The sequence below is a fragment of the Kocuria sp. SL71 genome (assembly GCF_026672465.1).
Classification (GTDB): domain Bacteria; phylum Actinomycetota; class Actinomycetes; order Actinomycetales; family Micrococcaceae; genus Kocuria; species Kocuria palustris.
The window spans coordinates 1065362-1079325 of record NZ_JAPPRE010000001.1 but is presented as its reverse complement, the minus strand read 5'-3'; the positions used below and the strand labels follow the sequence as shown (position 1 = coordinate 1079325).

The window sequence follows — 13964 nt, the reverse complement described above, 5'->3', positions numbered from 1 at the left end:
AGGACACACCCGAGGCTCCAGGAGGAGACATGTCCCGCTGCTGCATCCACCCGTCCGTGCTCTCCGCGGATTTCGCCAACCTGGAGGCTGAGCTGCAGCGGATCTCCACCGCGGACGCCGCGCACATCGACGTCATGGACAACCGCTTCGTGCCGAACCTGACCCTGGGCCTGCCGGTGGTCGAGCGGCTGCAGGAGGTGTCCCCGGTGCCACTGGACATCCACCTGATGATCGAGGACGCCGATCGCTGGGCCCCTGGCTACGCCGAGGCCGGCTGCGCGTCGGTGACCTTCCACGCCGAGGCCGCCCGCGCCCCCATCCGCCTGGCCCGTGAGCTACGCGGCGCCGGCTCCAAGGCCGGGCTGGCCCTGCGCCCCGCCACACCGGTGGAGCCCTACCTGGACATGCTCACCGAGATCGACATGCTCCTGGTGATGACGGTGGAGCCGGGCTTCGGCGGCCAGAGCTTCCTGGACGTGACCCTGCCCAAGATCCGTCGCGCCGCCGAGGCCATCCGCGCCGGCGGCGGCGAGGTCGCCCTGCAGGTCGACGGCGGCGTCTCGATGGAGACCATCGAGCGCGCCGCCGAGGCCGGCGCGGATGTCTTCGTGGCCGGTTCCGCCGTGTACGGCAAGGACGACCCGCAGGCCGCGATCGCTGCTCTGCGCCAGGCCTCCCGCTCCGCCCAGGGCTGAGGCGTCCGCGGACCCGGGCCGCCGCGTGCCATAATCGGGCCCACGACACGACGTGCTCCGAGATCGGTGGAATTCCGAGCCGGCGGTGACAGCCCGCTAACCGGTAACCGTCGTCGTCGCCGAGAACGCACGGCGCCCTCAAGGGGGCCCGGGCCCTCGACGACGACACGGCCCCGGCCTGACTGGTGAGATTCCAGTGCCGACAGAACAGTCTGGAAGGGAGGAGCACGGTCGATCGCGTCTGAGCCCTCGCGGCCCGCGCACGCCGACTTCGGCGTGCCGTGCGCCCATGGGCTGAGTCGTCATCGGCCTCACGTCCTCCCGTCCGCCTCCCGGACATCCGTGCCGCGCCGATCCCGCAGGATCGGCCCCGCAGCGGACCGGGACCCCGGCCCGCCAGACCGGCCCGGGAGGCATCACGGTGGAGATCTTCGAGCAGCTGTTCAACGCGCAGCTGCGCATCGGCGACGGCTTCCTGCTGTGGCGCGAGGTCATCGGCAACGTCTTCGGCCTGCTCTCGGCCTTCGGCGGGATGCGCCGGAAGGTCTGGGCCTGGCCCATCGGCATCGTCGGCAATCTGCTGCTGCTCACCGTCTTCCTGGGCGCCGTCTTCGGATCGCCGAACCCCGTGAACCTGCTGGGGCAGGCAGGCCGCCAGGTCATGTTCATCATCGTGGCCGTCTACGGCTGGGTGCAGTGGCGCCGGGCCCGCACCGGCGACGGCGTGGCCGTCTCCCCGGGCTGGGCCTCCGGACGCGAGCGGATCCTGCTCGTGTCCGTGCTCGTGCTGGGCACCGTGGCGCTCACGCCGCTGTTCCGCGCGCTGGGCTCCTATGAGCCCGTGTGGGCCGACGCCTGGATCTTCGTGGGCTCCGTGGTGGCGACCTGGGGCATGGCCCGCGGATGGACCGAGTTCTGGCTCGTGTGGGTGGCCGTGGACACCGTGGGCGTGCCCCTGCTCGTCTCGGCCGGCTACTACGCCTCGGCGTTCATGTACGTGTTCTACGGCTGCTTCACTCTTCTCGGGTTCTTCATCTGGTGGCGGGTCCAGCGTCGCGAGGGATCCGCCCCTGTCGGGACGGAATCCTCCGGGGTCGAGATCGAGACCGCCTTCCCCGACGTCACCGTGCGGCTGAGCTCCGCCGACGACGAGGCCCGCCGATGACCGTCGAGCCGTCGTTCACCGAGGCCGAGACCGCCGCCATGCAGCGGGCGCTCGAGGCCGCGCTGGAGGGCCCCCGCGGCGCCAATCCGCTCGTGGGCGCGGCGCTGCTGGATGCGCAGGGACGGATCCTGCACGTGGGGCGGCATCTGGGTGCGGGCACTCCGCACGCCGAGGCCGACGTCCTGACCCAGGCCCGCGCGGCGGGAACCGACCTGCTCGACACCACGATCGTGGTGACGCTCGAGCCCTGCGACCACACCGGACGCACGGGTCCGTGCAGCCAGGCCATCCTGGAGGCCGGGATCCCGCGGGCGATCTTCGCCGTCGAGGACACCCAGGCCGGTGCCGGGGGAGCCAGGCGCCTCCGCGCCGCCGGTGTCCAGGTACGCAGCGGGCTGCTGGCCGAGCAGTCCCGGGCGCTGAACTGCCGGTGGGATCGAGCCGGTCGAGAGAATCGTCCGTTCGTGACGGCCAAGATCGCCCAGTCGCTCGACGGGCGCATCGCCGCCGCCGACGGCACCAGCCAGTGGATCACCGGGGCCGAGGCCCGGCGGCACGGCCATGGCCTGCGAGCCCGCGCGGACGCGATCGCGGTCGGCACCGGCACCGCCCTGGCCGACGACCCGCGCCTGAGCGCCCGACGGGACGACGGCACCCCGGCCGACTCGCAGCCGCTGCGCGTGGTGATCGGGCACCGCGAGATCCCGGCCCGTGCGGCCGTGCGCGGCGAGGACGCCCGCTTCCTCCAGCTGCGCACTCACGACCCTCTCGAGGCGCTGCGCGAGCTGCGCGCCCGCGGTGTCGGACACCTGCTCCTGGAGGGCGGGGCCGGGCTGATCAGCGCGTTCCTGGACGCCGATGCCGTCGATGAGCTGCTCGTCTACCAGGCTCCGCTCGTTCTGGGCGGCGGTCGACCCTCGGTGGAGCTGCCCGGGCGCACGAGTCTCACCCAGGCGCTGGGCTTCGCCCCGGATCCGGCGGGCGGCGGGCCGATCACGAGGCTGGGCACCGACCTGCTGTGGCAGCTGCAGCCGCTCGGGCCGCACGGAGAGGCAGCGGAGCCCCCGTCCGAGAACAGCGGCGGCGGCTGACGGCACCAGCGGCACTCCGCGCCGATCGTCGGCAGCCGACGGCACCAGCACCACCGCAGCAGCCGGGAAGAGCAACAGCGACCCCGGATCAGATGCGCCCCGGCAGGGGCAGAGAAGGAAGAGGCAGATGTTCACCGGAATCGTCGCCGAGCGCGGCAGGATCGTGCAGATCGAGCCCGTGGGCACCGGGCGACCGCCCAGCCCGGAGGGCCCGAGCGAGGAAGCGGTCACCGCCGAGCAGACCGCCCAAGGCACCGGCTCGGTGCGCCTGCACCTGGAGGCCGGCTCCGTGCTCGAGGATCTGCCCCTGGGCGGCTCGCTGGCCGTGGACGGCGTGTGCCTCACCGCCACGCCGCTGTCGGCTGTGGACGCTGCGGCGACGGCCGTCGCCGCGGGTGTCGACGCCGACGCGCCCACCGGGTCGGAAGCAGCCGGGACCGATGCCCCAGGGACGCTCGGCACCGCGGACGCCGCACCCCGGCGCCGCTTCGTGGCCGATGTGATGGGTGAGACCCTGCGCCGCACCACCCTGGGCGGTCTGCGAGAGGGCAGCGCGGTGAATCTGGAGCGCTGCACCCCGGCCGATGGACGCCTGGACGGGCACGTGGTCCAGGGTCATGTGGATGCCGTCGGCACGATCCTGGAGCGCACCGACCACGGCACGTGGGAGACGCTGCGCATCGGCGTTCCGGTGGAGATCGCCGAGCTGCTCGCGGAGAAGGGCGCCATCGCCGTGGACGGCGTCTCGCTGACGGTCACCTCCGTGAGCCCCGGGCCGCTCAGCACCGGCCGCGCCGCAGAGCTGGATCAGCACTGGTTCGAGATCGGGCTCATCCCGGCCACCCTGGCGGCCACCGGCCTGGGCGAGAAGCGCCGCGGGGATCGAGTGAACCTCGAGACGGATGTCATGGCCAAGTACGCCGCACGGCTGTCGTCGTTCCGCTCGGCCCCGGCGCCGTGGTCCGATCCGGCCCTCGAACCCCGGACCCCGGATCAGACCCCGATCCCGCTGGACACGGTCGAGGAGGCGGTGCGCCAGGTCCGCGATGGCGGGGCGGTCGTGGTGGTCGACGACGAGGACCGTGAGAACGAGGGCGATCTGATCTTCGCCGCCGTGCACGCCAAGCCCGAGCTCGTGGGCTTCACCGTGCGGTGGTCCTCGGGCGTGCTGTGTGTCCCGCTGACCGGTGAGCGCGCCGATGAGCTCGGCCTGCCGCCCATGACCGCGGTCAACGAGGACGCGAAGGGCACCGCCTACACCGTGACCTGCGATGCCCGCGAGGTCATCAGCACCGGCATCAGCGCCGAGGACCGCGCGCTGACCGCCCGCGTGCTGGCCTCTGCGTCCTCCACCGCCGCAGATCTGACCCGCCCGGGCCACGTCCTGCCGCTGCGGGCCGCCGCAGGCGGGGTCCTCGAACGGCGAGGGCACACCGAAGCGGCCGTCGACCTGTGCACTCTGGCAGGCCTTCCGCGGGCCGGGGTGATCGCCGAGATCGTCCACGACGACGGCTCCATGCAGCGCCTGCCCGATCTGCGCGAGTTCGCCAGCCGCCACGGCCTTCCGCTGATCAGCATCGAGGACCTGGCCCAGCACCTGCGCACTCGGGAGACGGCATGACAGGGGCGGCAGGGCATGCCGAGACCGCACCTCGGCCGGTCCTCGCGACCTCCGAGCCGGTCATGATCCCCATGGCCGAGGGCCGCTTCCTCGTGCGCGCCTGGCAGATCCCCGATGCCGACGGCACCACCGTCGGTGAGCACCTGAGCCTGACGGCTTCCGGGCAGAGGGAGGACATATCGGCGACGGCCCCGCTGGTCCGGCTGCATTCCGAGTGCCTGACCGGCGACGTCTTCGGCTCCTACCGCTGCGACTGCGGGCCCCAGCTGCACCTGGGCCTGGAGCGGATCGCCGCCGAGGGCGGCACGCTCGTCTACCTGCGCCGTCATGAGGGCCGGGGGATCGGCCTGGTGAACAAGCTGCGCGCGTACCAGCTGCAGGACGGGGGAGCCGACACCGTCGAGGCCAATGAGCTGCTGGGCCTGCCGGCCGAGGCCCGCGACTGGGGTGCTGCCGCCACGATCCTGCACGAGCTGGGCCTGCAGCGGATCCGCCTGCTGAGCAACAACCCCCTCAAGGCCGAGCAGCTGGCAGGCCTGGGCATCGAGGTGACCGACATGGTCCACCACGAGGTCGCCGCCCGCCCCGAGAACCACGACTACCTGGCCACCAAGCGCGACCGCATGGAGCACCGGCTCCTGCACGTCGACGACTGAACGACTGACGGCACCGAATCCACCACACAGGACCATGACGGCCCCGGTACCGGAGCCGTCGAAGGAGAGGACGAGATCATGAGCGGACACGGAGCACCCACCCTGGCGGCATCCGATCTGGAGGGATCGCAGCTGAAGGTCGCCGTGGTGGCCTCGCGCTGGCACGAGCAGATCATGGACGGGCTGCTCGGCGGCGCCCAGAGGGCCCTGGCCGAGGCCGGCGTCCAGGACCCCGCGATCGTGCGGGTGGCCGGCTCCTTCGAGCTGCCGGTCGCTGCCCGGCGACTGGCCGGTGCCTTCGATGCTGTGGTCGCGCTGGGCATCGTGATCCGCGGCGGCACACCGCACTTCGACTACGTCTGCCAGGCCGCGACCATGGGCCTCACCGACGTCTCGACGGCCACGGGGGTGCCGATCGGCTTCGGCGTGCTGACCACCGATGACGAGCAGCAGGGGCTGGACCGAGCGGGTCTCGAGGGCTCGAGCGAGGACAAGGGCTACGACGCGGCCGTCGCCGCAGTCGATGCCGCCCTCACGCTGCGCGGGCTGGGCCTCTGAGCCTGAATCGCCGTCACCCTCGACGGCGGAGGCCTCCGCGTCAACGACCGAAACAGGGTGAGGACACCGGCCGAGAGGCGGCAGAGTGCGGCCAAGACCAGGGGCCCGGTCACGGCGATCGCCGTGACCGGGCCCCTGGTCTGCGAGACGGGAGCCGATCGAGGATCAGATCTCGTCCTCCTCCGCGGCCTCCTGCCAGCGGCTGAAGTCCAGGGTCAGGTAGAGCGCGAGAGCGGGGGAGTTGTCCTCCGGGATCCGCAGGCTCAGCCGCTCGTGGCCGGCCTCCGCCAGTGCGGCGGCACTGCTGCGCACGAGCTGCTCGGCCAGCCCCTGCCGGCGGTGCGAGGCGTGGGTGAACAGCTCGAAGAGGTAGGGATCCTCCGGGACGCCTCCTCCCGTGCGCTGCTCGACCACCAGGGCGGCGGCCACGATGTCGTCGTCCTCGTCGGCGACTACGGGCGATGCCTCGGGCAGGAGGCGGCCGAACTCACCGTCGAAGAGCTTGGTGAGGATCTCCCGGGCCTCCTCCGGCGAGGTGACATTGGAGTCATCCGGAGTCGAGGACGCCTGATAGGCGGCCGCATAGAGCTCGGCCAGCGCGGGGATGTCTTCAGAGGATGCCGGGCGGGTGTTGAGCAGGCTCTTGCCAGAGCGTGCGACGAGGTCTGCAGTGCGTCCCACGAGGACGATCTTCCCAGTCATCGGTGTCTCCAGATCTTCAGTGCGGTGTGCGGACCGTCGGCCCCGCCTGCCCTAGGGCCTGCGGGGTGCCGGTGCGGCAGTGCGGCTCGGGCAGGAGCGGCCTCTGACGACTCGACGGGACGGGGTCGGGCGGGGGAACCCGGTGGGTTACCGGTCGGGGTCTCAGGGTACCGAACACCCCGGCGGCTGTCGTGATCACCGACACCGTCCGGTGGCAACACGGTCGTGGATCCCGCCTCGACGACAGAGGCCCCCGACTCCGCGGGGGAGTCGGGGGCCTCTGCAGCAGGGGCAGCCGATCAGCTGCCGATCTCGCGATCCGAGGTGTTGTGCCCGGCATCGAGGGAGCCCAGGTCCTCCTGGTGCTCGTGATGCGCGGCCTCGAGCTCGGCCGGGGTCACCGGCGCCACGCGATCCTCGTAGAAGAAGCGCGTCAGGCGCGAGCGCAGCTTCTCGGGGCCGGAGATCCGGCCCTTGGCGTTGCGGCGCGGTGCCTGCGGGGTGGGAGCCTCGAAGCTGACCAGGCGGTACTGGGCGTAGGGGCTCAGCGGCTCGTGGACCTCGATGAACTCCCCGTGCGGCAGCTGCTGCACGCGGCCGGTCTCGCGGCCGTGCAGGGCGATCTCGCGATCCTTGCGCTGCAGCGACAGGCAGATCCGCTTGACGATCAGGAACGTGATGATCGGGCCGACGATCCACAGCGTGCGCAGGGCGTAGATGACGTCGTTGAGCGAGAGGTGGAAGTGCGTGGCGATGAGGTCGCCGGTGGCCGCCACCATCATCACGGAGTAGAACACGACCGCAGCTGCGCCCAGGCCCGTGCGGGTGGGGGCGTTGCGCGGGCGGTCCAGCACGTGGTGCTCGCGGGAATCGCCGGAGATCCAGCGCTCCAGGAACGGGTAGGCGAAGATCGCACCGATCAGCGCGCCCATGATCATCAGCGGGATGAACACGGCCAGCGGGATCGTCACCAGGCCGAACAGATTCCACTCCCAGTTCCAGGGCCAGGTGCCCGGGAACAGGCGCAGGGCGCCGTCGCCGAAGAGGATGTACCAGTCCGGCTGCGTGCCTGCCTGCACGGGGGAGGGATCGTACGGGCCGTAGTTCCACAGCGCGTTGATCTGGACCATCCCGGCCAGGGCCGAGAGGAAGCCGAGCACGATGAAGAAGAAGCCGCCGGCCTTGGCCGCGTAGACGGGGCCGACCGGGAAGCCGACCACGTTGTCCTCGGTGCGACCGGGGCCCGGGTACTGGGTGTGCTTGTGGGTCACGACCATGAACAGGTGGACCACGATCAGGCCCAGGATCACGCCCGGGATCAGGAAGACGTGGAGGATGTACAGGCGGGGGATCACCACGTGGCCGGGGAACTCTCCGCCGAAGAGCATCATGGAGATGTAGGTGCCCACCACAGGGATGGACTTGGCCATGCCGTCGGCGATGCGCAGGCCGTTGCCGGAGAGCACGTCATCTGGCAGGGAGTAGCCGGTGAAGCCGGCCGCCATGGCCATGACGAACAGCAGCGCGCCGACGACCCAGTTAAGCTCGCGCGGGCGGCGGAACGCGCCGGTGAAGAACACGCGCATCATGTGCACGCAGATCGCCACCACGAACAGCAGCGCCGACCAGTGGTGCAGCTGGCGCAGGAACAGTCCGCCGGTGATGTCGAACGAGATGTGCAGGGACGAGGCGTAGGCCCCGGACATCTCCACGCCCTGCATGGGGACGTAGGAGCCGGTGTACTCCTGGGAGACCATCGTGGGGTCGAACCACAGGGCCAGGAAGGTTCCCGAGACCAGCAGGATGATGAACGAGTAGAGCGCGACCTCGCCGAACATGAAGGACCAGTGGTCCGGGAAGATCTTGCGTCCGAACTCCTTGACCAGCGGGGAGAGGCCCACGCGGGTGTCGGCGTAGTTCGCGATGAAGCCGACGGCGGTGTCCGGCCGGTAGTCGTCCTGCTGCGGACGGCGCGTGTCTGTGGTCTGTGCGGACATCAGGCGTTCTCCGTCTCGTCCTCAAGCTGGTTGCGGTGCATGATGCGCTGCGAGTAGGCCGGGCCCACGGGCTCGTGGAAATCGCTGCGCGCCACCAGGTAGCCCTCCGAGTCGACCGTGATGGGCAGCTGCGGCAGCGGGTGGGACGCCGGGCCGAAGATGACCTCGCACTCGTTGGTGAGATCGAACGTCGACTGGTGGCAGGGGCACAGCAGGTGGTGCGTGTGCTGCTCGTAGAGAGCCACCGGGCAGCCGACGTGGGTGCAGACCTTGGAGTAGGCGAAGATGCCGTCCACGTTCCAGTCGGTGCGCTCCTCCGAGACGTTCACCTCCGAGGGGTCCAGGCGCATGACCAGCACGACCGCCTTGGCCTTCTCATTGAGGTAGCCCTCGTCGTGGCCCAGGCCGAGGATGTTCTCCGGCAGCACGTGGTAGGTGGAGCCCAGGGTGATGTCCGAGGCCTTGATCGGCGTGCCCGAGGGGTCGCGGACCAGGCGGACGCCCTCGTCCCACAGGGTGTGCTTCATGGTCTGCAGGTTCCAGGGACCGAGGTCCTTGAGCAGGCCGACGAAGGGCAGGGGAGCCAGGACCATGGCGCCGATGAGGCTGTTGCGGATCAGCGGGCGGCGCTTGATGCCGGACTCGTCGACGATCGTGTCCATGATCTCGGCGGCCTCGGCGCGCTGGGCCTCGGTGCGGATCTCGTGGCGGGACTCGACCATCTCGTGATCGGGCATGAGCGTCTTGGCCCAGTGCACGATGCCCACGCCGATGCCGAGCATGCCCAGGGCGATGCCGGCGCCGAGCAGCAGGTTCTGCAGGCGCAGCTGGGAGGTCGGCTCGGGGTTCATGACGTCGTACATGTCGCCCTCGACGCGGATGCCGAAGTAGCCCACGAAGAACAGGATCGATCCGAGGATCGAGATCACGAACAGGAGCACGACCTGGCGCTCGGCGCGCTTGGCGGCCTGCGGATCGACGTCCGTGGTCCGGGGCGAGTGCGGGGGCATGCCCGGGTTCTCGAAGCGCTGCGGCGCGGCGCTGCGATCGAGCACGTTGCCCTTCTTGCCCTCGGGGAGCTCATCACGATGGCTGGCCATGTGGTCCCTCAAACTTTCTTGAAACGTGGTGCAGGGCCCGGTGATCGGAGGACCGCCGGGGCACGGCGAGCGGATGGATCAGGCGGACCTGGTGGTGAGCCAGACGGTGAAGCCGATGATGATCATCAGACCGATGGTCCAGATGAACAGGCCCTCGGAGACCGGGCCGAGCGAGCCGAGGCCGAAGCCGCCGGGGTCGGTGTTGGTCTCGACCGTCTTCAGGTACGTGATGACGTCGCGCTTCTCCTCGGGGGTGATGTTCGCGTCGTTGAACACGGGCATGTTCTGCGGGCCGGTCTGCATGGCCTCGTAGATGTGGTTCTCCTCGACGCCCATGAGCGACGGGGCGAACTTGCCGCGGGTCAGTGCGCCGCCGGCGCCGGCGGCGTTGTGGCACATGGCGCAGTTGGCCAGGAAGACCTTGGAGCCATTGGCGGCGTCGCCCTCGGAGACGTCCAGGTACTCGTCCTCGGGGACGGCAGGACCGGCGCCGAGCGAAGCGACGTAGGCGGCCAGCTGGCTGGTCTGCTCCTCGTTGAACTGCTGCGGCTTCTTCTGGGCCTGCGGGCCCTGCATCTGCATGGGCATGCGGCCGGTGCCGACCTGGAAGTCCACGGCGGCAGCGCCCACACCGATCAGCGACGGGCCGGCGTCCGTGCCCTGGGCGTCCAGGCCGTGGCAGGTGGAGCAGTTGGCGAGGAAGAGGGACTCGCCCTGCTCGACGTCCTCGGCCGTGTACTCGTCCGCGGCCTGGGCCTGGTTCGAGGTGGTGGCGACTGCGTAGAGACCACCGGTGAGCAGCAGGGCGCTCAGGAGCAGCGCCAGGATGGCGAGCGGATGGCGACGCTTCTGTGAGAGAGCCTTCACGTCAGGAGTCCTCGATTCGGTGTGGTGCTGAGCTGGCGGTGACGCCGGTGGGCGCGGTGGACCGGAGTCACTGCAGGAAGTAGACGATCGCGAACAGGGCGATCCAGACGACGTCCACGAAGTGCCAGTAGTAGGAGACGACGATCGCCGACGTGGCCTCGTAGTGACCGAAGCGCTTGGCCAGGAAGGCGCGCCCGATGATCACCAGGAAGGCCACGAGGCCGCCGGTCACGTGGATGGCGTGGAAGCCGGTCGTGAGGTAGAACGCCGAGCCGTAGGCCGAGGACGCGATGCCGAGGCCGTGCGACCAGAGGGTGGCGTACTCGAAGACCTGCACGGAGACGAAGAACGCGCCCATGAGGAACGTGAGGATGAACCACTCGACCATGCCCCACTTGGCGACGGAGAACAGGCCGCCGGTGCGTCGGGGCTGGAGGCGCTCGGCCGCGAAGACGCCGAACTGGCAGGTCACGGAGGACAGCACCAGCACGATGGTGTTCACGGTGGCCAGGGGGATGTTGAGCAGCGAGGCGCCCTCATCCCAGACCTCGGGAACCGTGGCGCGCAGCGTGAAGTACATCGCGAACAGGCCGGCGAAGAACATGACTTCGGAGGCCAGCCACACGATGGTCCCCACTGCGGTGAGGTTCGGGCGGTTGATGACCGGGGCGGGTCGCGCTGGGGCATGGGTTGCAGTCGTCACGATCGACATTATGTCGCCAAACGGTCCTGCGAACCAACTGAGACACCCCGGTGAGAACCATGGGATTCCGTTCCCTTCCGGGAATGCATGAGCTGGGCAGGACCCTGCCTCGGGGCGGGCTGTGCCGGCTGGGGCCCGGGGATAGAGTCGCACCGTGACTTCGAACAGCGAGATCCCCACGCACCCCTCGGCGCCGCTGGACTGGCCCGAGCTCACCACCTCCCTGATCCAGGGCCGCGATCTCAGTGCGGAGCAGGCATGGTCGGCCATGGACGCGGTCATGCGCGGCGACGTCCAGGACATCGCCCTGGCCGGGTTCCTGGTCGCGCTGCGGGCCAAGGGGGAGAGCGTCGACGAGCTCAAGGGGCTGGCCGACGCGATGGTCTCCCACGCCCGCCCGCTCGATGTGCCCGGCCCGGCCGTGGACATCGTGGGCACGGGCGGGGATCGCCTGCGCTCCGTGAACATCTCCACCATGTCCGCGCTCGTGGCCGCCGGCGCCGGCGCCCGGGTGGTCAAGCACGGCAACCGCGCCTCGTCGTCCAAGTCCGGCTCGGCGGACTGCCTCGAGGCTCTCGGCGTGCAGCTGGACATGCCCGTGTCCATGGTGGAGTCCTGTGCTCGGGAGGTCGGGATCACCTTCTGCTTCGCCCAGACCTTCCACCCCTCCATGCGCTTCGCCGCCGGCGCCCGCAAGGCGCTGGGCGTGGCCACGGCCTTCAACTTCCTGGGCCCGATCTCCAACCCGGCGCTCGTGGAGGCCTCCGCGATCGGCGTGGCCGACCGCGCGCTGGCGCCCGTGATGGCGGGAGTGTTCCGGGATCGCGGCCACCGCGCTCTGGTCTTCCGCGGCGGCGACGGGCTCGACGAGCTGACCATCACCGAGTCCTCGGAGGTCTGGGAGGTCCGCGACGGCGAGATCACCGAGCACGTGCTCGAGCCGCAGGACTTCGGAATGCCGCGCGGCACGGTCGAGGACCTGCGGGGCCAGGACGCCGAGTACAACGCGGCAGTGGCCCGCCGGATCCTCTCCGGGGAGTTCGGCCACGTGCGCAACACGGTCCTGCTGAATGCGGCCTCGGCCCTGATGGCCCTCGATGAGGCTCCGGTCGGCTCCTTCCAGGAGCGCATGGCCGCGGCGATCGAGCGCGCCGCGCAGTCCCTGGACACCGGTGCCGCCCAGCGGGTGCTGGATCGCTGGATCGCGCACTCGCGGAGCTGAGCCCAGAGCTGCCCAAGAGCCGGCACAGCAGCGCCGGACGAGCACGCGGCCCCGGGGCGATCACTCGATCGTCCCGGGGCCGCGTGCTCGCGCAGCGCGTCAGCGCTGGTGCGGCATCAGTCCATGCCGAGGGAGAAGGCCTCCTCGAGGTCGTGGCTGCTGTAGGTGCGGAAGGCGATCTGGGTGACCGTCTCCTGGATGCCCCGGACCTTGGAGAGCCGATCGGCGATGACGTCCGAGAGCTCCTCGTGGCGACGCACGCGCACCAGGGCGATGAGGTCCCACTCGCCGGTGACCGAGTAGACCTCAGAGACGCCGCGCAGATCCGAGACCTCCTGGGCGATCTCGGGGATCCGCTGCGGATCGGTGCTGATCATGACGATGGCGGTGAACATGCTGCCTCCTGGCGAACGTGGGGCTCGGGTCCGCGAAGGGCCCGGAAGACTCGTGGTCTCCACTGTATCCGCGGGCCCATGCCGGCTCGTGGGTGGAGCGCTTCAGCGGCGCACGCGCACCACGACGGACGCGATCAGGCGCCAGCCCAGCAGGAAGACCAGCAGCACCGAGGCCGTCACGAGCAGGAACGACACCGGGGCGCCGTCGCCTGCGGCCACGCGCAGCAGGGCGCCGACCACGACCGTCAGAGCCCAGATGATCAGCCCGGAGACCAGCTCGCGGCCAGGGCGGCGCAGGAAGGCCACGGCCAGCCAGCCGACGCCGAGCCCCACCAGGAACGGCCATGCCGCATCGAAGAACAGCCAGGCGCTGCCGTCGTGGGAGGACTTGCCGATCGCGCCGAAGAGGCAGACGAGGATCGCATCGAGGACGACCCAGAGGATCACGAAGGGCTGGATGCGCTTGGCCGGCTCGCGACTGACTTCGACTTCAGGTACAGGTCCAGTCATTGTCTCTCTACTTTCACGTTCATGTTGAATCTCCGTGGCCGCTCGTCGGATCTTTTGGACGACCCGATCAGGGTGCTTCCATCATCCCCCATCGGCTCGTCCTCGGCATGAGCGACCCCGTGACCCGAGACCGGTTCGGCGGCTAAGGTCGTCCTCATGGAAACCGCATTCAAGGCAGAACTCGTCCACACCGTCGGAGAGCTCCCGCAGGTCGCTCAGTCCGCTCCGGACTTCGAGCTCGTGAGCTCCGAGCTGGCTCCGGTCCGCACCGCGGACTTCAGCGGGCGTCGGCTCGTGCTCAACATCTTCCCGAGCGTCGACACCGGGACCTGCGCGGCGTCGGTCCGCCGCTTCAACGAGCTCGCCGTGGGCTTCGAGGGCACCGATGTCCTGTGCGTGTCCAAGGACCTCCCGTTCGCCCAGGCCCGCTTCTGCGGAGCCGAGGGCATCGAGAACGTCTCCGTGGCCTCGGCCTTCCGCTCGAGCTTCGGCGAGGACTACGGCGTGACCATGGTCGACGGCCCCCTGGCCGGTCTGCTGGCGCGCAGCATCGTGGTGCTCGATGCCGAGTCCAACGTCATCTACACCCAGCTCGTCCCGGAGATCGCTGATGAGCCGGACTACGACGCCGTGATCAACCTGCTGTCCTGATCACAGCCGCCCCGCACGATGAGGGGCCGGC

At 70.2% G+C, this 13964-nt stretch carries 15 protein-coding genes and 1 riboswitch; of the genes, 8 read left to right on the top strand and 7 right to left on the bottom strand.

From position 1 onward, the window contains the following. The first annotated feature begins 29 nt into the window (after positions 1 to 29). The 6 genes from rpe to ribH all read left to right on the top strand — a co-directional run bounded on the left by rpe (position 30) and on the right by ribH (position 5786). Positions 30 to 695, top strand: coding sequence for a ribulose-phosphate 3-epimerase (gene rpe / locus OVA15_RS04880; protein ID WP_024290347.1), 666 nt, complete (start codon positions 30 to 32; stop codon positions 693 to 695). Positions 696 to 744: 49 nt separating this feature from the next. Beyond that, a riboswitch (FMN riboswitch) is annotated at positions 745 to 927 on the top strand. A 189-nt stretch (positions 928 to 1116) separates the two neighbouring features. After that, positions 1117 to 1860 (top strand): nicotinamide riboside transporter PnuC, encoded by a 744-nt coding sequence (gene pnuC, locus OVA15_RS04875; protein WP_268143455.1) that lies wholly within the window; start codon positions 1117 to 1119, stop codon positions 1858 to 1860. Further along, positions 1857 to 2951, top strand: coding sequence for a bifunctional diaminohydroxyphosphoribosylaminopyrimidine deaminase/5-amino-6-(5-phosphoribosylamino)uracil reductase RibD (ribD, locus tag OVA15_RS04870; RefSeq protein ID WP_268143453.1), 1095 nt, complete (start codon positions 1857 to 1859; stop codon positions 2949 to 2951). The genes pnuC and ribD overlap by 4 nt, the downstream gene beginning before the upstream one ends. A 127-nt stretch (positions 2952 to 3078) precedes the next feature. After that, on the top strand, positions 3079 to 4572 hold the full coding sequence (ribB, locus tag OVA15_RS04865; protein WP_268143451.1) for a 3,4-dihydroxy-2-butanone-4-phosphate synthase: 1494 nt from the start codon (positions 3079 to 3081) through the stop codon (positions 4570 to 4572). Next, complete coding sequence (locus OVA15_RS04860) at positions 4569 to 5228, top strand: GTP cyclohydrolase II (protein ID WP_006214917.1); 660 nt, start codon at positions 4569 to 4571, stop codon at positions 5226 to 5228. Before ribB ends, OVA15_RS04860 begins: the two co-directional genes overlap by 4 nt. 78 nt (positions 5229 to 5306) lie before the next feature. Then, positions 5307 to 5786 (top strand): 6,7-dimethyl-8-ribityllumazine synthase, encoded by a 480-nt coding sequence (gene ribH / locus OVA15_RS04855; RefSeq protein WP_006214918.1) that lies wholly within the window; start codon positions 5307 to 5309, stop codon positions 5784 to 5786. A 165-nt stretch (positions 5787 to 5951) separates the two neighbouring features. On the opposite strand, the gene OVA15_RS04850 is transcribed toward ribH, so the two are convergent. From OVA15_RS04850 to ctaE, 5 genes are all read right to left on the bottom strand, one after another. Beyond that, on the bottom strand, positions 5952 to 6488 hold the full coding sequence (locus OVA15_RS04850; protein WP_006215856.1) for a GNAT family N-acetyltransferase: 537 nt from the start codon (positions 6486 to 6488) through the stop codon (positions 5952 to 5954). Between the two features lie 299 nt (positions 6489 to 6787). After that, positions 6788 to 8485, bottom strand: a complete 1698-nt coding sequence (qcrB, locus tag OVA15_RS04845; protein ID WP_024290353.1) for a cytochrome bc1 complex cytochrome b subunit — start codon at positions 8483 to 8485, stop codon at positions 6788 to 6790. After that, a complete protein-coding gene (qcrA, locus tag OVA15_RS04840) occupies positions 8485 to 9585 on the bottom strand; it encodes a cytochrome bc1 complex Rieske iron-sulfur subunit (RefSeq protein ID WP_024290354.1) in 1101 nt (366 codons plus the stop codon). The genes qcrB and qcrA overlap by 1 nt, the downstream gene beginning before the upstream one ends. Positions 9586 to 9663: 78 nt before the next feature. Beyond that, a complete protein-coding gene (qcrC, locus tag OVA15_RS04835) occupies positions 9664 to 10452 on the bottom strand; it encodes a cytochrome bc1 complex diheme cytochrome c subunit (RefSeq protein ID WP_006215859.1) in 789 nt (262 codons plus the stop codon). A gap of 67 nt (positions 10453 to 10519) precedes the next feature. Then, positions 10520 to 11155: an aa3-type cytochrome oxidase subunit III gene (gene ctaE, locus OVA15_RS04830; protein WP_024290355.1), complete on the bottom strand. Its 636-nt coding sequence runs from the start codon at positions 11153 to 11155 to the stop codon at positions 10520 to 10522. A gap of 154 nt (positions 11156 to 11309) precedes the next feature. Between ctaE and trpD the strand changes: the two genes are divergently transcribed. Beyond that, complete coding sequence (gene trpD, locus OVA15_RS04825) at positions 11310 to 12377, top strand: anthranilate phosphoribosyltransferase (protein ID WP_024290356.1); 1068 nt, start codon at positions 11310 to 11312, stop codon at positions 12375 to 12377. Positions 12378 to 12493: 116 nt separating this feature from the next. Here trpD and OVA15_RS04820 read toward each other — a convergent pair whose 3' ends face one another. Together OVA15_RS04820 and OVA15_RS04815 are read right to left on the bottom strand one after the other, a co-directional pair. Continuing rightward, positions 12494 to 12772: an Lrp/AsnC family transcriptional regulator gene (locus OVA15_RS04820; protein WP_006215862.1), complete on the bottom strand. Its 279-nt coding sequence runs from the start codon at positions 12770 to 12772 to the stop codon at positions 12494 to 12496. Positions 12773 to 12874: 102 nt separating this feature from the next. Further along, positions 12875 to 13282, bottom strand: a complete 408-nt coding sequence (locus tag OVA15_RS04815) for a DUF3054 domain-containing protein (RefSeq protein ID WP_081749255.1) — start codon at positions 13280 to 13282, stop codon at positions 12875 to 12877. 156 nt (positions 13283 to 13438) lie between these two features. Here OVA15_RS04815 and tpx point away from each other — a divergent pair, with 156 nt between their 5' ends. After that, positions 13439 to 13933, top strand: a complete 495-nt coding sequence (gene tpx / locus OVA15_RS04810; RefSeq protein ID WP_006215864.1) for a thiol peroxidase — start codon at positions 13439 to 13441, stop codon at positions 13931 to 13933. Positions 13934 to 13964 lie beyond the last annotated feature (31 nt).